Origin of the sequence: Pseudoduganella sp. SL102 (genome assembly GCF_027856995.1) — a bacterium.
Lineage (GTDB): Bacteria > Pseudomonadota > Gammaproteobacteria > Burkholderiales > Burkholderiaceae_D > Rugamonas > Rugamonas albidiflava.
The window spans coordinates 1625983-1649463 of the sequence record NZ_CP115554.1; the positions used below are offsets into that span (position 1 = coordinate 1625983).

18 protein-coding genes are annotated in these 23481 nt (G+C 65.0%); 10 read left to right on the plus strand and 8 right to left on the minus strand.

The window, feature by feature from the left end:
* Positions 1-170: 170 nt before the first annotated feature.
* The 4 genes from OU994_RS06980 (at position 171) to OU994_RS06995 (ending at position 7712) form a co-directional block, all read left to right on the plus strand.
* Positions 171-3590: a TonB-dependent receptor gene (locus OU994_RS06980; protein ID WP_281610161.1), complete on the plus strand. Its 3420-nt coding sequence runs from the start codon at positions 171-173 to the stop codon at positions 3588-3590.
* Between the two features lie 144 nt (positions 3591-3734).
* Entirely contained in the window at positions 3735-5420 is a 1686-nt protein-coding gene (locus OU994_RS06985; RefSeq protein WP_281610162.1) for a bifunctional UDP-sugar hydrolase/5'-nucleotidase, read from the plus strand.
* 10 nt (positions 5421-5430) lie between these two features.
* Positions 5431-6651 carry a phospholipase D-like domain-containing protein gene (locus OU994_RS06990; protein WP_281611593.1) on the plus strand — a complete coding sequence of 407 codons (1221 nt, stop codon included), beginning with the start codon at positions 5431-5433 and terminating at the stop codon, positions 6649-6651.
* On the plus strand, positions 6648-7712 hold the full coding sequence (locus tag OU994_RS06995) for a S1/P1 nuclease (RefSeq protein ID WP_281610163.1): 1065 nt from the start codon (positions 6648-6650) through the stop codon (positions 7710-7712). Before OU994_RS06990 ends, OU994_RS06995 begins: the two co-directional genes overlap by 4 nt.
* A 239-nt stretch (positions 7713-7951) precedes the next feature.
* On the opposite strand, the gene OU994_RS07000 is transcribed toward OU994_RS06995, so the two are convergent.
* Positions 7952-8707 (minus strand): DeoR/GlpR family DNA-binding transcription regulator, encoded by a 756-nt coding sequence (locus OU994_RS07000; protein ID WP_281610164.1) that lies wholly within the window; start codon positions 8705-8707, stop codon positions 7952-7954.
* A 72-nt stretch (positions 8708-8779) separates the two neighbouring features.
* On the opposite strand from OU994_RS07000, the gene OU994_RS07005 reads away from it, so the two are divergent.
* Complete coding sequence (locus OU994_RS07005; protein ID WP_281610165.1) at positions 8780-9361, plus strand: NUDIX domain-containing protein; 582 nt, start codon at positions 8780-8782, stop codon at positions 9359-9361.
* Positions 9362-9482: 121 nt separating this feature from the next.
* Here the strand turns inward: OU994_RS07005 and OU994_RS07010 are convergent, their stop codons facing one another.
* The 4 genes from OU994_RS07010 to OU994_RS07025 all read right to left on the minus strand — a co-directional run bounded on the left by OU994_RS07010 (position 9483) and on the right by OU994_RS07025 (position 14142).
* Positions 9483-10454 (minus strand): ABC transporter permease, encoded by a 972-nt coding sequence (locus OU994_RS07010; RefSeq protein WP_131147551.1) that lies wholly within the window; start codon positions 10452-10454, stop codon positions 9483-9485.
* Entirely contained in the window at positions 10451-11530 is a 1080-nt protein-coding gene (locus OU994_RS07015) for an ABC transporter permease (protein WP_281610166.1), read from the minus strand. Before OU994_RS07015 ends, OU994_RS07010 begins: the two co-directional genes overlap by 4 nt.
* Positions 11527-13053, minus strand: a complete 1527-nt coding sequence (locus tag OU994_RS07020; RefSeq protein WP_281610167.1) for an ABC transporter ATP-binding protein — start codon at positions 13051-13053, stop codon at positions 11527-11529. The genes OU994_RS07015 and OU994_RS07020 overlap by 4 nt, the downstream gene beginning before the upstream one ends.
* Before the next feature lie 93 nt (positions 13054-13146).
* On the minus strand, positions 13147-14142 hold the full coding sequence (locus OU994_RS07025) for a BMP family protein (RefSeq protein ID WP_131147548.1): 996 nt from the start codon (positions 14140-14142) through the stop codon (positions 13147-13149).
* Between OU994_RS07025 and OU994_RS07030 the strand changes: the two genes are divergently transcribed.
* Complete coding sequence (locus OU994_RS07030; protein ID WP_281610168.1) at positions 14141-14422, plus strand: hypothetical protein; 282 nt, start codon at positions 14141-14143, stop codon at positions 14420-14422. The genes OU994_RS07025 and OU994_RS07030 overlap by 2 nt on opposite strands.
* 213 nt (positions 14423-14635) lie before the next feature.
* Complete coding sequence (locus OU994_RS07035; RefSeq protein WP_281610169.1) at positions 14636-16879, plus strand: TonB-dependent receptor; 2244 nt, start codon at positions 14636-14638, stop codon at positions 16877-16879.
* A 260-nt stretch (positions 16880-17139) separates the two neighbouring features.
* Here OU994_RS07035 and OU994_RS07040 read toward each other — a convergent pair whose 3' ends face one another.
* Genes OU994_RS07040 through OU994_RS07050 form a run of 3 tightly spaced genes read right to left on the minus strand, consistent with a single transcriptional unit; the run spans position 17140 to position 20221 of the window.
* Positions 17140-18042, minus strand: coding sequence for a LysR family transcriptional regulator (locus OU994_RS07040; protein WP_281610170.1), 903 nt, complete (start codon positions 18040-18042; stop codon positions 17140-17142).
* A 17-nt stretch (positions 18043-18059) separates the two neighbouring features.
* Entirely contained in the window at positions 18060-18980 is a 921-nt protein-coding gene (locus tag OU994_RS07045) for a pseudouridine-5'-phosphate glycosidase (RefSeq protein WP_131149304.1), read from the minus strand.
* 17 nt (positions 18981-18997) lie between these two features.
* Positions 18998-20221 carry a carbohydrate kinase gene (locus OU994_RS07050; RefSeq protein ID WP_373922560.1) on the minus strand — a complete coding sequence of 408 codons (1224 nt, stop codon included), beginning with the start codon at positions 20219-20221 and terminating at the stop codon, positions 18998-19000.
* A 216-nt stretch (positions 20222-20437) separates the two neighbouring features.
* Here OU994_RS07050 and xapA point away from each other — a divergent pair, with 216 nt between their 5' ends.
* The 3 genes from xapA to deoC are packed head-to-tail and all read left to right on the plus strand — an operon-like array spanning position 20438 to position 23481.
* Positions 20438-21268: a xanthosine phosphorylase gene (gene xapA / locus OU994_RS07055; RefSeq protein ID WP_131147543.1), complete on the plus strand. Its 831-nt coding sequence runs from the start codon at positions 20438-20440 to the stop codon at positions 21266-21268.
* A gap of 54 nt (positions 21269-21322) precedes the next feature.
* Entirely contained in the window at positions 21323-22516 is a 1194-nt protein-coding gene (locus OU994_RS07060; protein WP_281610171.1) for a phosphopentomutase, read from the plus strand.
* Complete coding sequence (deoC, locus tag OU994_RS07065; protein WP_281610172.1) at positions 22513-23481, plus strand: deoxyribose-phosphate aldolase; 969 nt, start codon at positions 22513-22515, stop codon at positions 23479-23481. Before OU994_RS07060 ends, deoC begins: the two co-directional genes overlap by 4 nt.

Genomic DNA, 23481 nt, shown 5'->3' on the forward strand with positions numbered 1-23481 from the left:
ACGCAGGTGTCATGAAACTGTCATATCAATGTCACGGCCATGAAATCGTGACCGGCTAAGCTCTCGGGTCGGCTAAGCAGCTTGCAACACAAAGTAAAGCGTGGCGGTCGTTGTGATCCACCAGATCCGCAGCGAACCGCCAATAAATTCGTCCATTTTGGGGTTAAACAATGATGAATCACCAACGGCTCCGGCTTACGCAGATCGCGCTGAGCCTGTCTATCGCACTGGCCGCCATCCCGGCCGCCGCGCAGAACACGACCTCCGCCATCGGCGGTCGTATCTCGGGCGCGGACGGCAATCCGGCTTCCGGCGCACAGGTCACGATCCGTCACGTAGAGTCCGGTTCCGTCAACAACGTGACCACCGATGCCGAGGGCCGCTATGTGGCCCGCGGCCTGCGCGTGGGCGGTCCCTACACCATCACGATCACCAAGAACGGCGTGACCGAGAAGCGTGAAGGCGTGTTCATCGCCCTGGCGGAAACGGCGAGCGTGGACGCGCAGCTGGGCCAGGCGATGCAGACCGTGACCGTTACCGGCAGCAATGTGCGCAACGATCGTTTCTCGAAGACGACGATGGGTACCGGCACCAATATCGGCCCGCAGGAACTGGCGATCCAGGCATCGATCCAGCGCAACCTGCAGGACTACGCGCGTGCCGACCCCCGCGTGTCGCAGACCGACAAGGAACGCGGCGAGATTTCCGTGGCCGGCCAGAACAGCCGCTACAACTCGCTGACCATCGACGGCGTGGCCGTGTCCGATACGTTCGGCCTGGAAGCTTCCGGCTCCCCGACCGCGAAGCAGCCGATCTCGATCGAGGCGATCCAGTCCGTGCAGGTCAACGTCGCCAACTACGACGTCACGCAGAAGGGCTACACGGGCGGCAACATCAACGCCGTGACCAAGTCCGGCACGAACACCGTCAAGGGCAGCGTCTACTACGTCTTCCGTAACGACAAGACCGCCGGCGAGCGCTTCAACGCCACCGACGGCACCTACTACGATCCGGCCAAGTTCAAGGAAACGACCAAGGGTGCGACGGTCGGCGGCCCGCTGATCAAGGACAAGCTGTTCATCTTCGCCAACTACGAGAAGCTGGAATCGACCCGCGCGGCGCCGAGCTACGGCGTGGCCGGCAGCCAGATGACCAACGTGGGCGTGACCCAGGAAGCCATCGACCAGGCGCAGCAGATCGCCCAGAGCCGCTACGGCATGGACATCGGCACGTCCCAGGTTCCCGGCGGCACGATGCTGTCCGTCACCGACAAGCTGCTGAAAGTGGACTGGAACATCAGCGACGACCACCGCGCCATGTTCCGCTGGTCCAAGACCGAGCAGAGCGAGCCGTTCTTCGCCGGCCTGACCTCCACCGGCATCTCGCTGAACTCGCAGTGGTACCAGCAGAACAAGGTCATCGAGACCAAGGTCGCGCAGCTGACCTCGGACTGGTCGCCGACCTTCTCCACCGAGATCAAGCTGTCGACCCGCGACTATGACAGCGTGCCCACCGTGAACGCGATGCTGCCGACCGTGGCCCTGCGCTTCTCCGGCCCGCTGCCGGCCGGTGCACCGGCAAGCCTGGGTACCGGCAACCGCTTCATCAACTTCGGTACCGACAACAGCCGCCAGCGCAACGTGCTGGGCACGAAGACGGATGACGTCTACGTGGGCGGCAACCTGCAGCTGGGCGACCATGAAGTGAAATTCGGCGCCGATTACCAGAAGAACGAGATCTACAACGCGTTCCTGCAGAACGTCTACGGCAACTACACGTTTGCCTGCCAGACGGGCCTGGCCTACGAGTTCCTGGGCGGTAGCTTACTGAACAGCAAGGACAACGGCGGATGCGACACCGTCAGCAACGTGCAGCAAGCCGTGCTGGAAAACTTCCGCCGCGGCCGCCCGCTGAATTACAGCTACCAGGTCGCCAACCCCGGCTATTCGCTGGAAGACGCCGTGGCCCGCTTCACGATGAAGAACACGGGGGTGTTCGTGCAGGATACCTGGACCGTGACCCCGAACCTGACGGTGATGGCCGGCGTGCGCCTGGACAAGATCGACGTGCCCGAGCGTCCACTGGCCAATGCCGCACTGGCGGGAGCGCCAGGCGCTCTGAATGCTGCCGGCCGCGCGACGGGTGGCTTCGGCATCAACAACACCAACACGCTGGATGGCCAGAAGCTGTGGCAGCCGCGCGTGGGCTTCAACTACAACTTCGAAACCGCGCGCCGTACGCAGATCCGCGGTGGCGCCGGCCTGTTCCAGGGTGCCGCGATGAGCGTGTGGCTGGGTAACCCGTTCCAGAACGCCGGCGTGGCGACGACGACGGTCGGTTGCGGTGGCAGCTTCGCGGTTTGCGATATCAACGGCGGCACGTTCAGCGCCGACATCAACAACCAGCCGCGGTTCTCGACCTCGCCGCCGGCCGCGTCGGTCGACGTGCTGGCCGCCGGCCTGCGCCAGCCGGCCGTGTGGAAGATGAACCTGGCCGTCGACCACGAACTGCCGTGGTACGGCATGACCGTGGGCGCGGAGTTCCTGAAGACGAACGCACGTGACGCGATCTTCTACCGCAACCTGAACCTCGGCAATGCCACTGCGACGGGTTCCGATGGCCGCGCGCTGTACTATACGGCGCCAGGTTACGACCGGCAGTGCTGGGATGCCAGCGGCAACAGCATCACGGCCGGTGACGCATGCAGGGCCTTGCGCCCGCGTGCCCAGTCGAACCAGACGTTCAACAACGTGCTGGTCGCCACCAACACGAAGAAGGGTGGCAGCAACGTGGCCACGCTGCAGCTGAGCCGTCCGATGAATGCCGGCTGGGCATGGAATGCGGCCTACACGTACACAGAGTCGAAGGAAGTGTCGCCGCTGACCTCGTCCACGTCGAACTCGAACTGGTCGGGCCGTGCCGTGTTGAACCCGAACGAGGAAGTGGAAGCCAATTCCAGCTACTTGGTGAAGGACCGCATCAGCGCATCGCTCAGTTTCCAGAAGCGCTTCTTCGGCACCTACCGCACCACCTTCGGCACGTTCTATGAAGGCCGTTCGGGCAAGCCGTACAGCTGGACGTTCAACAACGACGCCAACGGCGACAACCTGGCTGGCAACGACCTGATGTACATCCCGACCGCATTCGGTTCCGGCGAAGTCATCTTCCGCGGCGATTCGGCCACCAGCCACGCCAACGAAGAGCGCTTCTGGGCGATCGTCGAACAGTACCGTGGCCTGCGCAATTCGGCTGGCGGCGTCGTGAAGCGCAACAACAGCTTCTCGAACTGGACCAACAACTTCGACGTGCGCGTGTCGCAGGAAATCCCGGGCCTGTGGCAAGGCCACAAGGGTGTGTTCACGCTGGACATCCTGAACTTCGGCAACCTGCTGAACAAGAAGTGGGGCCGCATCAACGAAGTGGCCTTCCAGGCCAACGGCGCGCAAGCCCGTTCCTTCGTGGACGTGGTCGGCATCGAAGGCGGCAAGTACATCTACGCGATGCGCGACAAGGTGGAAGACCTGACCGTGCGCCAGGAAAAGGGCGAATCGCAGTGGGCCCTGCAAGCCACCGTCAAGTACGAATTCTAAGGTTCGTGCAGGTCTAGCTTGATGAAAAGGCCGGCATCCGCCGGCCTTTTTTTCGTCTGTAACACAAGGTATCAACCTGCCGGCGGCGCTGTTTTCGCATGCCGGCCGCCGGTACAATACACGCTCACGTATCTCATCCTTTCCATGAAATCCTCACTGCATACTCTCGCCCTGGCGGCTGCGCTGACCGCGCTCGCCGGGTGCGCCACGCCGCCGTCCGACCGGGCGCCCGCGGAGATCAACCTGGTCGCCATCAACGACCTGCATGGCAACCTGGAAGCCACGAAATTCACGTACACCGGCGTGGCCGACAAGGCGCCGCGCACCGTGATGGCGGGCGGCATCGACACCATTGCCGGCGCGCTGCAGCAATGGCGCCGCGAAGACAGCGAACTGCTGCTGGTCGGCGCGGGCGACATGGTGGGCGCCAGTCCGGCGCTGTCGGCCATGTGGGCGGATGAACCGACCATCGCGGCGCTGGACATGCTGGGCCTGGCCGTCACCTCGGCCGGCAACCATGAATTCGACGGCGGCCGCAAGGAACTGCTGCGCCAGCAGCACGGCGGCTGTGATTCGCCACGGCCGGACAAGGCCTGCCAGTTCGACTCGCAATACGGCGGGGCGAAATTCGGCTACCTGGCCGCCAACGTCGTCGAGGCGGACAGCGGCAAGACCATCCTGCCGGCCTACCGCATCCTCGAAGCGAAGGGCGTCAAGATCGCCTTCATCGGCGCCGTGCTGAAGGGCACCGCCGACGTGGTGGTCGCTTCCGGCATCGCCGGCCTGCGCTTCCTCGACGAAGCCGATGCCGTCAACCGCCTGCTGCCGGAACTGCGCGCGCAGGGCGTGGGCGCGTTCGTGTTGCTGGTCCACGAGGGTGGGCGCACCGTCACGCCGTTCGACCAGCAGTATTGCGACAACCTGGAAGGCGACCTGGTGCCGATCGTGAAGCGGCTCGATCCGGCCGTGAAGCTCGTGATCAGCGGGCACTCGCACAAGGGTTACCTGTGCCGGGTCGGCGATACCGTCGTCACGCAGGCGCAGATGGGCGGGCACATGCTGTCGCGCATCAAGCTGATGGTGGACCGCCAGAGCGGCAAGATCGTCGACGTCGATGCGCGCAACGTCGTCATCGAGCAGGGCGCCTATCCGGCCGAGCCGAAAGTGGCGGCCTACCTGGCCAGCGTGCGCGAGCGCAGCAACCGCGAACTGGCCAAGCCGGTCGCACGCATCGCCGTGCCCACCGTGTCGCGCGCCGGCGACGGTGCCGATGAATCCGCGCTCGGAAACCTGGTTGCCGATGCCACGCTGCTGGCCGCGCTGCCGTATAGCGCGCAGGTGGCGTTCATGAACCGGGACGGCATTCGCCAGCACCTGGAGGCGGGCCCCGGCAACGTCGTGTCGAAAGGCCAGGCACTGGCCACGCTGCCGTTCGGGAATACGCTGGTGGTGATGGACCTCACCGGGGCGCAGCTGCGCACGCTGCTCGAACAGCAATGGGTGGCCGACAAGGTGCAGGTGCGTGGCCTGCTGCAGGTATCCGAAGGGTTCACCTACCGCTATCGGCTGGATGCCAATGGCAAGGCGACGGTATCGGATGTCACGCTGAACGGTGCGCCGCTGGACGATGGCGCAACCTATCGCGTGGCCGTCAACAATTTCCTGGCAGGCGGCAACGACGCATTCCCGATGTTCGCCAAGGGCACCAACCGCGCCGAAACGGGCATCCGCGACATCGATTCGCTGACCGCATTCCTGGTGCGCCGCGAACAGGAGGGCAAGCCGGCCGGCCTGCCGCCCGCGCAGCCGCGCATCCGCCGCACCCAATAAGGAGCCGATGATGAAACGACTGATCTTATCCGGTTTGCTGTTGCTGCCGTTCTGCGGCGCCCACGCCGACTTCCGCATTCCCGGCTTCGAACTGGTGCAGACCGCGCCGGTGGAAACCACGTTGGCGAACGCCGACCTGCGCGATCCGGTTACCGTCTGGTGCGAGCTGTTCGACAATGCCAGGAGCGACATCGCGATCGGCCAGTTCTACGCCGCCGGCAAGCCGGGAGCGCCGTTCGACAAGGTGATCGACCGGCTGGCCGCGGCCGGCAAGCGCGGCGTGAAGATCCGCTTCCTGCTCGACAAGAAGGGCATCGGCCTGTCCGATGCCGCCACGCTGGAGCGGCTGCGCGCGATCCCGAACCTGGAAATGCGCGTCCTCGATTTCAGCCGTCTCACCGGCAACGGCATCATCCACGCCAAGTACGTGATCGCGGACGGCAAGCGGGCTTTCGTCGGCAGCCAGAACTTCGACTGGCGCGCGTTCACGCACATCCACGAGACCGGGCTGCTGGTCGACGATGCCGCGATCGTCGCGCAGGTCGGCGCGATCTTCGAGCAAGACTGGAACGCGCAGGCCCAGTTGGCGCAAGGCCGCGCGGTGGCGCCGCTGCAGCAGAAGTCGGCGACGGCCACCGTGCCGGACCGGCCATCCTACCTGCTGGCCAGCCCGGCCGCCTACAACCCGCCCGGTGTGGCCGATTCCGAGACCGGCCTGCCGGCGCTGCTGGCCGGCGCCAAGGAAGAAGTGCGCGTGCAGCTGCTCGACTATGCGCCGCTGTCGTATGGCCCGAACGGCACCCGCCCATACTACGCGGTGGTGGACAACGCCGTGCGCGCGGCCGCCAACCGCGGCGTGAAGGTGAAGCTGATGGTGTCGAACTGGAACCTGGAGCACGTCACCCTGCCGTACCTGAAAAGCCTGGCCGTGCTGCCGAACGTGGAAATCCGCGTCGTCACCTTGCCCAAGGCGTCCACCGGCTTCATCCCGTTTGCCCGCGTGATCCACTCGAAGACGATGGTCATCGACGGCAAGCTGGCATGGGTCGGCACCAGCAACTGGGCCGGCGGCTATTTCGACCTGTCGCGCAACCTGGAAATCGTGATGCGCAACGAGCAGATGGCGCGGCGGCTGGCGGCGCTGCAGGAACAGGTGTGGAGCTCGCCGTACGCCGAACCGCTCGACATCAACAAGAACTACCCGAAACCACAGAAAGCTTCCGAACAATGAAACGACTCGCATGCATGCTGGCGCTGGCCGGCGTCTTCGCCACCACCGCGCCGTCGAGCGCCCTGGCATGGGGTAACGATGGCCACCGCGCGGTGGGCGCCATCGCCGCCAAGCTGCTCAAGGGCAGCGTCGCCGAACAGCGCATCGCCGCGCTGCTGCTGCCGGGCGAAACGCTGGAATCGATCGCCGTCTGGGCCGATTGCGTGAAGGGCACCTGGTGCGGCCCGCAGACGCCGGAGATGCAGGCCTACGTGGCCGCCAATCCAAAGCACTCCGAGTACCACTACACGGACGTGCCGTTCCAGCTGGGCGCCTACCACGACCATGCGCCCGGCACGTTCGACGACGATATCGTGCACACGCTGAAGTCGGCGATCCTGGTCCTGCAGGGCAAGGACACGCCGGCGACCAACCCGCACAAGTTCACCCCGCGCCAGGCGCTGCTGATCGTAGCCCACCTGGCCGGCGACATCCACCAGCCGCTGCACGTGGGCGCCGCCTTCGTCAGCAAGGATGGCCGCTTCGTGGTGCCGAAGACGCATGCCGAGATCGACGAACTGAACATCTTCGATTCGCGCGGCGGCAACAACCTGCTGCTGGACGATGCGTTCATCGCGTCGATCGGCAACAAGCACATTCCGCCCGGCGCTCCGGCGAAGTCCGGCGCCAGCGCGGCGAAGACCAAGCCGTTCCACTCGTACTGGGACACCACCGTGGTCGATTACGCATTCCGCCGCTCCAGCACGCGCACGCCGGAACAGTTCGCGCAGTACGCCATCGACCGGAAGCCGGCGGTGCCCGTCAACAGCGGCGACGCAGCCACCTGGCCCTACCAGTGGGCCAACGATTCGCTGGCCGTCTCCAAGCTGGCGCACATGGATGTCACGCTGGGCGCCGCCACCACGCAAACCTCGAAAAGCAGCGGCACCAGCTACCAGGTGTGGGCCTTGAACGTGCCGGACGACTATCCGGTGCCATCCTCCGCGCTGGCGCGCCAGCAGCTGATCAAGGGCGGCTACAACCTGGCCGCGCTGCTGAAGGAAATCTGGCCGGAGGCATAGTCGCCGGCGCTGGCTCCGCAGGTGCCGGACATTTTTTCCGGTGAAAGTGTGCGACACCGGTTCTCGCCCGAAAAATGGTGACAGGCTCCGATTAAAAAACGGTGACAGGCTCCGATTACCAAAAACGGTGACAGGCTCCGATTAATTTGAAATTTTCCTTGAGCGCCGGGAAGGTTTCAAAACAATCGGAGCCTGTCCCCGGTTTTCAAAACAATCGGAGCCTGTCCCCGGTTCTCGTTTCACGCCAGCGTCACCTCGATCCCCATCTCCCGATACGGCGCCAGCAGCGCGTCGTCCACCCCGCGGTTGACGACGATGTGATCCACGGTCGCCAGCGGCGCGATCTGGAACGGCGCCGCGGTCCCCAGCTTCTCCGGCGATGCCATCACCACCGTGCGCTGCGCATGCGCCGACAGTGCGCGCTTCATCGCCGCCTCGTCGAAATCCCCCGTCGTGATGCCGGCCTGCGGGTCCAGGCTGCACACGCCCATGAAGAACAGGTCGGCGCGGAACTGGCTGACAGCTTCCACCGCGGCGGCGCCCATCGCCACGATCGAGTGCTTGAACAGGCGCCCGCCGATGATGATCACGTCGATGTACTCGTGCCCGACCAGTTCCACCGCCACCGACGGGCTGTGCGTGATCACCGTCGCGCGCAGGTCGCGGGGCAGGGCGCGCGCCAGCTGCACGGCGGTCGTGCCGCCATCGATGAACACGACCTGGCCCGGCGCGATCATCGCCGCGGCCGCGCGGGCGATGGCCGGCTTGGCATCCGTCGACAGCTTCTCGCGCACCGCGAAATTGCCCTGGGCGGGCGACGCGGGCAGGGCGCCGCCGTGCACGCGCTGCAGCAGGCCTTCCTTGGCCAGCTCGCGCAGGTCGCGGCGGATCGTGTCTTCCGACAGCCCCAGCGATTCGCTCAGGGTCTTGGCGACGATTTGTCCTTCTTCCTTCAGGAGGCGCAGCAGCAGCTCCTTGCGCTGGCGGGTCAGCATTGCACGATTTTCCTTGAAATTGCACGAGATCGCATGATAGCCTAAAAAAGACCTGTTACCAATGGAGCGATCATGCACGTACGTATCCGCGAAGTCCGGACCCTGGCCAACGACTGGTACCTGCTGAAGAAAACCACGTTCGATTACCGCCGGCGCGACGGCAGCTGGCAGACCATGTCGCGCGAAACCTACGACCGCGGCCATGGCGCCGTGATCCTGCTGTACAACCTGGCGCGCCGCACGGTGGTGCTGGTGCGGCAATTCCGCTTTCCCGCCTATGGCTATGGCGGCAGCCACGACGGCTACCTGATCGAAGCCCCCGCCGGCCTGCTCGACGCGGCGTCACCCGAGGAACGCATCCGCGCCGAAGTGGCCGAGGAAACCGGCTTCCACGTCGAGCATGTGCAGCGCGTGTTCGACGCCTTCATGAGCCCCGGCTCCGTTACCGAGCGGCTGCATTTCTTCGTCGCCGAGTACGACGCCACCCATCGCGCCGACAGTGGCGGCGGCGTGGCAGACGAAGGGGAGGACATCGAAGTGCTGGAACTGGACATCGACGCCGCCCTCGCCATGATCGCCGACGGCCGCATCGAAGACGGTAAGACCATCATGCTGCTCCAGCACGCCGCGCTGAACTTGTTCCGGGCTCGCTGACTGTTGTTTCGCCAACACAGGGACAGTCCCCCTGGAGGGGACAGTCCCCCGGGTTTTTACAACAGTGCGGGAAAAAAAAAGCCTGCGGGGTGCGCAGGCTTTCGGGGGGAGCAGGCAGGGCCTACCGCGACTTCACGAACGGCACGCCAATGGCCTTCGGTGCCACCGACTTGGCCATCAGCCCGGCCAGCACGATCACGGTGACGACATACGGCACCATCTGGATCAGCGCGCCCGGGATGCGGCCCACGACCGGCAGGTCGACGCCTTCGAGCTGGATCTGCACGGCGCCGAAGAAGCCGAACATCAGGCAGCCGAGGAAGGTGTAGAACGGCCGCCAGTTGCCGAACACCATGGCGGTCAGCGCCAGGTAGCCGGCGCCGGCCGACATGTCGCGCAGGAAGAAGCCGCTCTGCACGATCGCCAGGTAGGCGCCGGAGAACGAGCACAGGATGCCGGCGATCAGCATCGCCGCGTAGCGGGTGCGTTCGACGGAAACACCGGCCGCGTCGGCGGCGTGCGGATTCTCGCCGCAGGCGCGCAGGCGCAGGCCGAAGCGCGTGTGGTACAGCACCCAGTGCACCAGCGGCACCAGCGCGAACGCCAGGTAGACGAGCGCCGTGTGGCCGCCCAGCAGCTGCGTCCAGATCCAGCCCAGCACGGGAACGTCCGCCACGGCGGCGCTGCCCGGCAGCACGATCTCCGACAGGCGCGCCTCGCCCAGGTCCGGCGTGCGGCCGCCCTGCTGGAAGAAGTATTGCGCCACCACGAACGTCAGGCCGCTCATCGTGATGTTGATGGCGATGCCGGCCACCAGCTGGTTGCCCTTCTGCGTGATGGCGATGCAGCCTTGCAGCAGCGCCACCGCGACGGAAACGCCCATGCCGGCCAGGATGCCGTACCACGGATTCTGCGTGGCGAAGGCCACCGCGGCGGACACGAATGCCGACGCGAGGATCTTGCCTTCGAGTCCGATGTCGACGACGCCGGAGCGTTCGGCGAACAGGCCGGCCATCGCCGCGAATATCAGCACCGGCGCATTGCGCACGGTGGACACGACGATGCTGCCCAGGTGGAGATCTTCAAAGCTCATGCTTGTTTCCCTTTGATCAGTTTCATCAGCGCGGGGGCGTACAGGTATTCCATCGCACCGCAGAACAGGATGATCAGGCCCTGGATCAGGATCACCATCTCCGGCGGGATGTTCGGTTTTTCCAGCGAGAGGTCGAAGCCGCCCTGCGTGAGGGCGCCGAACAGCACGGCCGACAGGAAGATGCCCACCGGGTGCTGGCGGCCCATCAGCGCGATGGCGATGCCGATGAAGCCCGCGCCGCCGACGAAGTTCAGCGACAGGTAGTGGGTGGAACCCATGATCGAGTTGACGGCGCCCAGGCCGGCCAGCGCGCCCGAGATCAGCATGGTCGCGATGATCATCGCCGAGATCTTCACGCCGGCGTAGTGCGCGGCGTGCTGGTTCAGGCCCGTGGCGCGCAGCTTGTAGCCCCACGACGAGCGCGACACCATCACGCCGTACACGGCCAGCGCGACGAGGGCCAGGAAGAAGCTGATGTTCAGCGGCGTATCGCCCAGCACCGGCAGCCAGTCCGACAGGCGCGGCAGCTCGGCGCCTGGGGCGAACACGCGGCTGGCCGTGTTCTGCTCGCCCGGCGGGATCAGGTACTTGACGATCACGAAGTTCATCAGCGACGCGGCGATGAAGTTGAACATGATCGTGGTGACCACCACGTGGCTGCCCCGTTTCGCCTGCAGGTAGCCGGGAATGAAGGCCCACAGCGCGCCGAACAGCGCGGCGCCCACCATGCCAGCTGGGATCAGCAGGAACCAGGGCAGGCTGGCGTCGAAGGCCAGCATGGCGATGGTCAGGCCCAGGCCGCCCAGGTACATCTGGCCCTCGGCGCCGATATTGAACAGGCCCGCCTGCATCGCCACCGACACCGCCAGGCCGGTGAACACGAAGGTCGACGCATAGAACAGCGTGTACGCCAGGCCTTCCGGATTGACGACGGCGCTGTTGATCAGGATCTGCATCGATTCGACGGGGTCCTCGCCGAGCAGGTGGATCACCAGCGCGGTGACGAGCAGCGCGGACAGCAGGTTCAGGAGGGGCAGGACGATGCCGGTTGCCCAGCGTGGCAGATCGTTGTTCATGACTTGTGCATCCCCCCCATCAGCAGGCCGATGCGGGTGGTATCGAATTCGTTGACCGGCATTTCGCCGGTGATGCGGCCGCCGCACATCACGAGGATGCGGTCGGCCAGCGCGCGTACTTCTTCCAGCTCCACGGAGACCAGCAGGATCGCCACGCCGGCATCGCGCAGCGCCAGCAGCTGCGTATGGATCGCCTCGATGGTGCCGATATCCACGCCGCGGGTGGGCTGGCCCACCAGCATCAGCTTCGGTTTCGCCAGCACTTCGCGGGCGATGACGACCTTTTGCTGATTCCCGCCGCTCAATAAACCGATGCGCAGGTCCGGGTTGGGCGGACGCACGTCGAACTCCTTCAGCAGCCCGGCGCAGCGCTCGGCGATGTGCTTGAAGTCGAACAGCCCCCAGCGGCCCTTGATGTGGTCCTGGTAGCCGAAGAAGGTGTTGTGCATCACGCTGAAATTCTTCACCACGCCATCGCGCAGGCGGTCTTCCGGCACGTGGGCGATGCCCAGGTCGCGGAACTTGCGCGGCAGGCCGTCGGCATCGTGGCGCTTGTACGGCAGGGGCTTGCCCTCGAAGTCGGCCTGGCCGCCGGTGGGCAGCCGCATGCCGGACAGGATTTCCATCAGCTCGCTCTGGCCATTGCCGGACACGCCGGCGATCGCGACGATCTCGCCGGCACGCAGCGTGAAATTGATTTCCTCCAGCAGCGAGACGCCGGCGCTGTCCTTCAGCTGCAGGCCCTTCACTTCCAGTACCGGCGCGCCAGGCTTGTACGGCGCGCGCGGCAGGTTGTTCTCGATCGGCCGGCCGACCATCATGTTGGCCAGCGCTTCCTTCGACGTCCCGGCGGTCTGCACCGCACCCACCACGCGCCCGGCGCGCATCACGGTCACGGTATCCGTGATATCCATGATTTCCTGGAGCTTGTGGGTGATCAGGATGATCGTCTTGCCCTGTTCCTTGAACAGCCTGAGGATCTCGAACAGCGACTCGGTTTCCTGCGCGGTCAGCACGGCGGTCGGCTCGTCCAGGATCAGGATGTTGGCGCTGCGGTAGATCTGCTTGAGGATTTCCACGCGCTGCTGGGCGCCCACGGACAGGTCGTGGATCGTCGCCAGCGGGTCGACATCGAGCCGGTAGCGCGCACAGATCTCGCGCAGTTTCTTCTCGGCCTCGGCGCGGTGGGAGGCGAGGCGGAAGCCGCCTTCGGTGCCCAGCATGACGTTATCGAGCACGGTCATGTTATCGACCAGCATGAAGTGCTGGTGCACCATGCCGATGCCGAGGCGGATCGCTTCCTGGCTGGAGCGGATCTGGCATTCCCGGCCATCGAGCAGGATGGTGCCGCCGTCGGCATGGTAATAGCCGTACAGGATGCTCATCAGCGTGGACTTGCCGGCGCCGTTCTCGCCCACCAGGCCATGGATGGCACCCTTGGCGATCGCGAAGCTCACATCCGTGTTCGCCTTCACGGCGCCGAAATGCTTGGAGATGCCGCGGAATTCAACAGCTGGCTGCATAGGAGTTTTCAGGTCGTGTTTTACTGAAAAACGCGCCGCGGGGAGACCCCGGCGGCGCGTTTTCGCATGTCTGTTTTCTGTGGTGCTGGCGTATCAGGCCGGGCAGGCAGCGCCCGAGCGGATGTCGATGACCTTGGTCTTGCCGTCGATGATGTCCTTGCGAACACCCAGCACGCGCTTCTCGATCTCCGGCGTGACCAGCTTGCGGTTGTTGGCATCGAGTGCCCAGTCCACGCCGCCTTCCTTGATGCCCTTGGCGGTGACGCCCGCCTTCCAGGTGCCGTTCTTCATCTGCATGAAGCTGTCGTACACGGCATTGTCCACGCGCTTGACCATCGAGGTCAGCATCGTGCCCGGATACAGGTGGTTCTGGTTCGAGTCGACGCCGATCGCCAGCTTGCCTTTTTCCTTGGCCATCTGCAGCGTGCCCATGCCGGAACCGCCGGCCACGGCGAACACCACGTCCACGCCGCGTTCGAACTGCGAGCGGGCCAGTTCGCCACCCTTGGCAGGATCGTTCCAGGCGGCGGCGGTGGTGCCGACCATGTTCTGCACGACTTCGGATTTCTTGTCGACGGATTTCGCGCCTTGCGCGTAGCCGCAGGCAAAGGTGCGGATCAGCGGGATGTCGATGCCGCCGATGAAGCCCAGCTTCTTCGACTTCGACGCCATGGCCGCGGCCACGCCGACCAGGTAGGAACCTTCTTCTTCCTTGAACGTGATCGAATTCACGTTATTGCCCTGTGCCACGCCATCGATCAGCACGAAACGCACGTTGGGGAATTCCTTGGCCACTTTCTGCACGGCCTGCGTCTGGGCGAAGCCGATCGACGCGATCATGTCGAGTTTCTTGCGCGCCAGGCCACGCAGCACCTGTTCGGCCTGGGTATCGGAAGACGCCTGCACTTCGATGAAATTGATACCGGTTTCTTTCTTGAAGCGCGAAGCACCTTCGAAAGCGGATTGATTGAACGACTTGTCGAACTTGCCGCCCGCGTCATAGACGACGCCCAGTTTTGGGTTGGCAGCAAATGCGCTCGCCGAAACCGCAACTGCGGCGATCATCATGGAAAGTTGTTTGATTTTCATGAAAATGCTCCTGGAAGTCCGCTATTGTATAGTTTTTGTGAGCAAAACACGTATCCCGCTGAGGCAGGGACAGGTGAAAGCCGCATGTTTAGAGGTTTTGCTCGGCAATTGCGAAACCGCCACATTTTCCATTCCTTGCATTTTCTTCCACGGTTTTTATCCCCTGTTGGAATCCAACAACATCCTGGGGCTGCTGGTGGCAATCCCCTCTGCAGCCCGACAAGCCCCGCCGCCGTTGTTTTCGCTCCACTTCTGGCGTCGCGAAAGTGCCCCGAAATGATCGCTTCCTCTGGGGCCGCCAAGCGGCCGGAGCCGGGCTGACCGCACACTATTGCATGTCGATCATATGTATGACAAATACCTTTTTTCTACAAGATTTATATTGAAAACATCTCAATAAGCTTGTTGTGACCGCCAGTTTCGATCGTGTAGGATCGGCAAACATTGGTTATCCGCCATGGTCTAAAACTCTACAAAAAGGAATTGGCTCCCCATGAAACTCACCCATCGGACCCTGATGGCGCTGGCGATCGCCGCCGCCTTCCCCTTCGCCTCCGCCCAGGACACCCAGGCAACGGGCGCAAGCGCCGAAACCACCCAGCCGGGCCAGCTGGAAACCGTGATCGTGACGGCCCAGCGCCGCGCCGAGAACATCAAGGACGTGCCGATGTCGATCGCCACCGTGAAGGGTGAGAAGCTCGACGTGCTCACCTCCGGCGGCCAGGATATCCGCTTCCTGTCCGGCCGCTCGCCGTCGGTCAGCATCGAATCCGACTATGGCCGCACCTTCCCGCGCTTCTACATCCGCGGCCTGGGCAATACCGACTTCGACCTGAACGCGTCGCAGCCGGTGGGCCTGGTGATGGACGACATCGTGCAGGAAAACCCGATGCTGAAAGGCTTCCCCGTGTTCGACGTGGACCAGGTGGAAGTGCTGCGCGGTCCGCAGGGCACGCTGTTCGGCCGTAATTCCCCGGCCGGCGTGATCAAGTTCGATTCGGCCAAGCCCGTGTTCAAGCAGGAAGGCTACCTGGCCGCCGGCTTCGGCAAGGACCGCGTGCGCAATGTGGATGGCGCCTACAACCTCCCCGTCAGCGACACGGTGGCGATCCGCTTCGCCGGCTCGTCGCAGCACCGCGGCGACCGCGTGCACAACGAGCGGGCCACCGGCACGCGCGACTTCGAGGGCTACAAGGACAACGCGGCGCGGCTGCAGGTACTGGTCAAGCCGTCGGCGAACTTCTCGGCCCTGTTCAATGTGCACGGCCGCGACATGGACGGCACCGCCACGCTGTTCCGCGCCAACATCCTGAAGGCGGGCACCAATGAACTGGTCGACGGCTTCGACTACGACCGCTATCCGACCGATGGCATCAACGAACAGCACCTGAAGAACAAGGGCGGCAATGTCAGGCTGCGCTGGGATCTGCCGGGCGTGACGCTGCATTCGATCACCGGCTATGAAAAGCTGGAGTTCTACAGCCGCGCCGACGTCGACGGCGGCTATGGCGCGGTGTACGCGCCGCCGTACGGCCCCGGCTTCATCCCGTTCATCGTTGAAACGGCGGACCTGATCCCCGACCACAAGCAGATTTCGCAGGAGTTCCGCGCCGAATCGACCGGCAGCGGCCCGCTGCAGTGGATCGCCGGACTGTTCTACTTCAAGGAAGACATCACGATCGACAGTGTCGCGTTCGATACGCTCTCGCCGGGCAACCCGCAGGTGCCGAACTACGCGACGCAGACGCAGAACGCCAAGTCGTGGGCGGTGTTCGGCTCCGTCAACTACGCGGTGAGCGAGCGGCTGAAACTGCGCGGCGGGCTGCGCTACACGAGCGACAAGAAGGACTTCGTGGCGCAGCGCATCGAAACCACCGGCCGCTCGTACCTGCCGCTGTCCGACGATTCCAGCAATGTCAGCTGGGATGCCTCCGGCACCTATGTGCTGAACCGGGATACCAACGTGTTCGCCCGCGTGGCGACGGGCTACCGGGCGCCGTCGATGCAGGGCCGCCTGTTCGACCTGGGCAGCAAGCCATCGATGGCCGGCGCCGAGAAGGTGCTGTCGGTCGAGGCGGGGGTGAAGCAGGACCTGTTCGACCGCCGCGCGCGCATGTCGGCCACCGTGTTCCATTACCGCGTGAAGGACAAGCAGCTGACCGCCGGCAGTGGTTCGGTCAACATGAACCAGCTGCTGAACGCCGACAAGGCGACCGGGCAGGGTGTGGAACTGGACCTGCAGGCCAACCTGTCGCAGAACTTCTCCGCCACGTTCGGCACCAGCTACAACGATACCGAGATCAAGGACAGCAGCCTGTTCGTGCTGCCATGCGGCAGCGGCTGCACGGTGACGAACCCGGTCTCGTTCGTGGGCGGCACCCGCGTCGCGCTCATCGACGGCAACCCGCTGCCGCGCGCGCCGAAGTGGCAGCACAACTTCACGCTGAAGTACGCCGCCCCGGTGGCGAACGGCGAAGTGTATGCCTTCACCGACTGGTCGTACCGCTCGTCGTATAACTTCTTCCTGTACGAAGCCGTCGAGTACAAGGCCAAGGACCTGCTGGAAGGCGGCCTGCGCGTCGGCTACAAGTGGGGCGACGGCAAGTACGACCTGGCGCTGTACGGCCGCAACATCACCGACGAAGTGCAGTCGGTCGGCGCGATCGACTTCAACAACTTGACCGGCATCCTGAACGAACCGCGCACGTATGGCGTGCAGTTCAAGGTGAATTTCTGAGGTAGCCGCCTTGCGCGCTCGATCTAGCGATTAGCGGTTGAGCAGCAGGGGTCTGTCCCCGGTAAGTGTAAGCAGTAGTGCTTGCCATTTGCTCCGTTAGGGGACTGACCCCGGTTTTGCCAGCGTATCAGCAACGTCGGCAAAAACCGGGGTCAGTCCCCTCGGTCATTGCCGGCAACCGGGTTTGGCACGACCGACTGGCGGGGACAGACCCCGTGAGACGCCAGCGTTCTTCGCAACCTCACATCGCTAGGGTGCTCCTACCGCTCCGCCGGCCGCAGGATATTCAGGAACGCCCTGACCACCGGCGCATCGTCGGTGGTGGTGTATGTGATGTACAGGTTGGCCGACGGCGGGTTGGTGCGGATCGGCAGGAACACCACGCCGGGCCAGCCGATCCGGCTGGTGGTCTCCGGCATCAGCGTGACGCCGAGCCCGGCGCCGACCATGGCCAGCAGGGTTTGCGGCTCGTTGGCTTCCTGGAAGATGGCCGGTTCGAAGCCGGCATCCACGCAGCACTGGATCAGGTAGCGCGGAAACGCGGATTTATCCAGCGCCAGGGTCAGCATCGGCTCGTCGGCGATGTCGACCAGTTCGATGGCATCCCTTTTCGCCAGCGGATGGTGTTCGTTGACGGCCACGCACACGTTCTCGCGAAAGCACAGTTCCTGGCGCAGGCTGTCGTTGCGCAGGTCGCTTTCGTCGAGCTTCGGCTCGCGCCAGAAGCCCACGTCGATCTGCTTGGCGCGCAGCGCCTCGTACTGCACGGTGGGGCCCAGCTCGTGGATGGTCCACGTCACGCGCGGGTACTTGCCCTGGAATTCCTCCAGCAGGCTGGGGATCGGGCCCCACATCGCCGAGCCGACGATGCCCACGCGCAGCCGGCCCACTTCGCCGCGGTCGATCTGGCGCACGGTGTCGATCGTCATCCGCATCTTCGCCAGCAATTCGACCGCCTCGTTCATCAGCGCGCGGCCGGCCACCGTCAGCTCGAAGCTGCGGGTGGTGCGGGCAAACAGCTTCACCCCCAGCTCCGCTTCCAGCTTCATGATCTGCTGCGACAGCGGCGGCTGCGAGATGTGCAGCCGCTCGGCCGCACGGGAAAAGCTCTTTTCCTCGGCCACGGCCAGGAAGTACTTCAGTTGCTTCAGGTCGATCGACATGGCGGCCGTCCGGGCGGTCAGGTGACCGGGTGCTCGAGCAGGGCGCGCGCCAGTGCCGCGCCCACGCGGGCATTGTTCTTCACCAGCGCGATATTGGTGGCCAGGCTGCGGCCCGAGGTCAGCGTCTTGATGCGCGCCAGCAGGAAGGGCGTGACCTTCTTGCCGGTTACGCCGTTTTCTTCCGCTTCCTGCAGGGCCTGCAGGGTGATGCCGTCGATTTCCTCCTTCGGCATCGCGGCGCTTTCCGGCACCGGGGCGGCCACCACCACGCCGCCGTTCAGGCCCAGCGCCCACTTGGTGCGGATGAACGAGGCCTGTTCGGCCGGCGTGTCGAGGCGGAAGTCGGCGTGGTAGCCGCTTTCGCGCGTGAAGAATGCCGGGAACCCTTCCTGGCCCACGCTCACCACCGGCACGCCCTGCGTTTCCAGGTATTCCAGCGTGAGGCCGATATCGAGGATCGACTTCACGCCGGCGCACACCACGGCCACGTTGGTCTGCGCCAGTTCCTGCAGGTCGGCCGAGATGTCGAAGCTGGTTTCGGCGCCGCGGTGCACGCCGCCGATGCCGCCGGTGACGAATACGGAAATGCCGGCCAGCTGCGCGCAGATCATCGTCGCAGCCACCGTGGTGGCGCCCAGCTTGTTCTGCGACAGCACATAGGCCAGGTCGCGGCGGCTGACCTTCAGCGCTTCCGGCGAGTTGCCCAGCAATTCCAGCTGTTCGGGCGTCAGGCCGATGCAGATCTTGCCGCCGATGATGGCGATGGTGGCCGGCACGGCGCCGCCGTCGCGGATGATCTGTTCCACTTCGCGGGCCGTCTGCACGTTCTGCGGATATGGCATGCCATGCGAGATGATGGTCGATTCGAGCGCCACGACCGGCACGCCGCTGGCCCGTGCGTTGGCCACTTCGGGCGAGAAGGAGAGGTATTGGTGCATGGTCATTGCTGTTCCGTTCAGTCTTTGTCGTTCAGTAGGGGCGCGCTGAACAGTTCAGCTGTCAGCGCGGGGGAGACGGTATGGGGGCTCTGCACGGTCAGCGCGGCGGCGCGCAAGCCGCGGGCACACGCTTCGGCCAGGTCCGTGCCGCCCTGGGCCAGCGTCCAGCACACCGCCGCGGAAAAGGCGTCGCCCGCGCCGGTCACGTCGACCACGTCCACGTCGTGGGCCGGCAGCCAGTGGAGGTCGTCCATCGCCTTGGCGGCCGTTTTTGTGACGGCTGTGTTGTCCGCGGTATCGCCTGCCGCCATGTGCGCGGCCGTGTAGTACACGCCGGCCGCTCCGCAGGTGACGATGACATCTTGCGCGCCCTCGGCCCGTACCGCGCGGCATGCATCGCGCACCGCGGCCTCGGTGGGCAGCGGGCGGCCAGCGCGCGCTTCCAGTTCGCCGCGGTTCAGGATCAGCAGGCGCAGGCCGGCCAGGTCGCGCGGCAGCCGCGCCATCTTGGGCTGCGACACGGCCACGATCGCCAGCGGGATGCCGTCGCGGCGTGCCTCGTCGAGCAGCAGCGCGACGGTGTCGTGCGGCAGGTTCAGGTCCGCGATGACGAAGGAAGCGGCGCTGCGCTGCGCCTGGCGGCTGGCGAGGAAGGCGGGCGTCAGCTGTTCATACAGGCCCATGTCGGCCAGCGCCACGGCCATTTCGCCGCCGGCATCCAGCACGGCGGTATAGGTGCCCGTCGCCACGCCCGGCAGCACCGGTGTGCCGGTCATGTCGATGCCGCACTCCCGGGCGTGCGCCCGCAGGGCCTGGCCGGCGCTATCATCGCCCAGGGCCGTCAGCAGCGCGCAGGGCGTACCCAGGCGGGCCAGGTTCTCGGCGATATTGCGGGCCACGCCGCCGAAGGTCTCGGCGGCGGTGGCCGGGTTCGAGGTCCCCATGCGCAGCGGTTCGGTGGTGCGCAGCTTGCGATCGAGGTTGGCCGCGCCCACGCACAGCACCGAGCTTTCGCGCGGCAGCACGTAGGCACGGCCCACCAGGCGGCGCTCACGGATCAGGCTTGCCACGTGCCCGGCCACGGCGGAGCGCGACAGGCCCAGGGCCTGGGCCATCTCCTGCTGGGAAATGAACGGATTGGCACGGATCAGGCCGTAGAGTTGTTCTTTCTTGCTCATTTCATGGCGCGGGGCGCGTTGGCAGGCACTGTCGTTCACCTGGTCGATACGGGACCAAGACATTTGTCGGTCATCGTAAACAACTGTTTGTTCGCTGTCAAATGGCTATAATAATGGGTAATTTATATGCAGCGAATATAAATGGCAAAGAAAATAGGTATTTGTCATACATATAGCTGGTGATGCATAGTGTCGCTGCCCCGGACCGCCACGAGCCATCCCGGTGGCCGAGCCAGCCTCTTCATCCGCAAAACAGCGAGAACCAACAGCGAGAACTCCATGTCGAACAATTCCCCCTTCCAGGCCGCGGCCATCGTACGTTCCCGCGTGCCGGCCGGCTTTGCCCCGCGCGCCGCGCTGATCCTCGGTTCCGGCCTCGGTGTGCTGGCCGACCAGATGACGGATGTCGTCACGATCGGCTTCGACGAGCTGCCGGGCTTCCCGATCAGCACCGTGCACGGCCACGCGGGCCAGATGGTGCTGGGCAAGCTGGCCGGCGTGCCGGTGGTGTGCCTGAAGGGGCGCGGCCATTTCTACGAGGGCTATGGCCTGGGCGTGATGACGAGTGCCGTGCGCACGCTGAAGCTGCTGGGCTGCGAATTCGTGTTCGTCACCAATGCCGCCGGTTCGCTGCGCGCGGAGGTCGATGCCGGTTCGCTGGTGGCGCTGAACGACCACATCAACTTCCTGCCCGGTTCGCCGATGATCGGCCCGAACGACGAGCGCTTCGGCCCGCGCTTCTTCAGCATGGCCAACGCCTACGACGCCGACCTGCGCAAGCAGCTGCAGGATACCGCCGCCGCGCAGAACATCACGCTGCACGAAGGCGTGTACATCGCCTACTCGGGCCCGAGCTTCGAGACGCCGGCCGAGATCCGCGCCTTCACGCGCCTCGGCGCGGATGTCGTCGGCATGTCGGTCGTGCCGGAAGTGGTGCCGGCCCGTCACTGCGGCCTGAAGGTGATCGGCGTGTCCGTCGTCACCAACCTGGCCGAAGGCCTGTCGCCGTTCCCGCTGTCCCATGAACAGACGCTGAAATACGCGGCCGTGGGCGCCGAAAGCCTGGTGAAACTGATCCAGGCCTTCTTTGCGAACCTCGCAAAGGCTTAAAGCAACAAGCAGGGCGGCTTCGGCCGCCCTTGAATTTTCTTGACCGGATAAACCATGTCACGCGCATTCATCCTCCTGCTCGATTCCTTCGGCCTCGGCGCCACGCCGGACGCCGACAAGTACGGCGATGCCGCCACCAACACCTTCGGCCACATCGCCAAGTGGGCAGCCGAACAAGGCAAGCCGATGTCCCTTCCGGCGCTGGAACAGCTGGGCCTCGCCGCCGCCGCGCATGCCGCCTGCGGCACCTGGGCTGCCGGCTTCAACCAGCGCGAAGGCTTCAGTGCCGCCTACGGCGCCGCCCGCGAGCAATCGACCGGCAAGGATACGCAAAGCGGCCACTGGGAAATCGCCGGCGTGCCGGTGCTGTTCGACTGGGGCTACTTCCCGAAGACTGTGCCGTCGTTTCCCAAGGAGCTGACGGACCGGCTGCAGGAACTGACCGGCGTGCCGGGCTTCCTCGGCAACTGCCATGCCTCGGGCACCACGATCCTGACCGACCTGGGCGACGAGCACGTGGCCACCGGCAAGCCGATCCTGTACACCTCCGCCGACTCCGTGCTGCAGATCGCCGCGCACGAGGAACACTTCGGGCTGGAGCGCCTGTACGACATGTGCGAGAAGGCCTATGAGCTGGTCAAGCCGTACAACATCGGCCGCGTGATCGCGCGCCCGTTCCTGGGCAGCGCCGGCAGCTACAAGCGCACCGCCAACCGCCACGACTATGCGGTGCCGCCGTCGGCACCCACCCTGCTGGACCACGTGAAGGATGCCGGCGGCGAAGTAATCGCGCTCGGCAAGATCAGCGACATCTACGCGGGGCAGGGCGTCTCGCGGGTGGTGAAGGGGCCGGACAACATGGCCCTGTTCGACCGCCTGCTCGAAGTGGAAGAGCAGGCCGGCGACAAGTCGCTGACGTTCGTGAACTTCGTCGACTTCGACATGCATTTCGGCCACCGCCGCGACGTGCAGGGTTATTCGCAGGCGCTGCACGAACTGGATGCGCGCCTGCCCGAATTCATCGGCAAGCTGAAGGAAGGCGACCTGGTCGTGATCACCGCCGACCATGGCTGCGACCCCACGTCGCCGGGTTCCGACCACACGCGCGAGCATATCCCGATGATCTTCTTCGGCCCCGGCGTGGCCGGCCGCGCGCTCGGCATCTCGGAAACGTTCTCCGACATCGGCCAGACCATCGCGCACCACCTCGGCGTGAAACCCCTTTCCAACGGAACCAACCTCTTATGAGTAACACCGCGAGCAATGACTTCAAGCGCAACGAGGCCACCGGCCTCGACCTGGGCTGGCTGAATCACATCCACGTCAACAAGGCGGCCGCCGAGCGCCGCGGCGCGTCGCTGGCGAACCGCCGCACGGTGAAGAAGGAATACCAGGCCGCGTGGCTGGTCAAGGCGATCGAGCTGATCGACCTGACCACCCTGTCCGGCGACGATACGCCTGGCCGCGTGGAGCGCCTGTGCATGAAGGCGCTGCGCCCGCTGCGCACCGACCTGGTCGAAGCATTGGGCCTGCAGGAGCGCAACCTGAAGACCGGCGCGGTCTGCGTGTACCACGAAATGATCCGCCATGCGGACAAGGTGCTGCAGGGGCGCTTGCCGATCGCCGCCGTGTCCACCGGCTTCCCGGCCGGCCTGACGAGCATGGAAACCAAGGTGCGCGAGATCGAACTGTCGGTGGCCGACGGCGCGCAGGAAATCGACATCGTCATCACCCGCCAGCATGTGCTGACCGGGAACTGGCAGGCGCTGTACGACGAGATGGTGGCTTATCGCCAGGCCTGCGGCGAAGCGCACGTGAAGGCGATCCTGGCTACCGGCGACCTGGTCACGCTGGAAAACGTGGCGAAGGCGTCCTGGGTGTGCATGATGGCCGGCGCGGACTTCATCAAGACATCCACCGGCAAGGAAGGCGTGAACGCAACGATTCCGGTCTCGCTGGTGATGGTGCGGGCGATCCGCGAATACTACGAGCGCACCGGTTTCAAGATTGGCTACAAGCCGGCGGGCGGCGTGTCGACCGCCAAGGCCGCGCTGCAATACATGACGGTGATGAAGGAAGAGCTGGGCAACGAGTGGCTCGAGCCGCACCTGTTCCGCATCGGCGCATCGAGCCTGCTGACCGACATCGAACGGCAGCTGGAACACCACGTCACCGGCCACTACTCCGCGGCCCACCGCCACGCGCAACCTTGA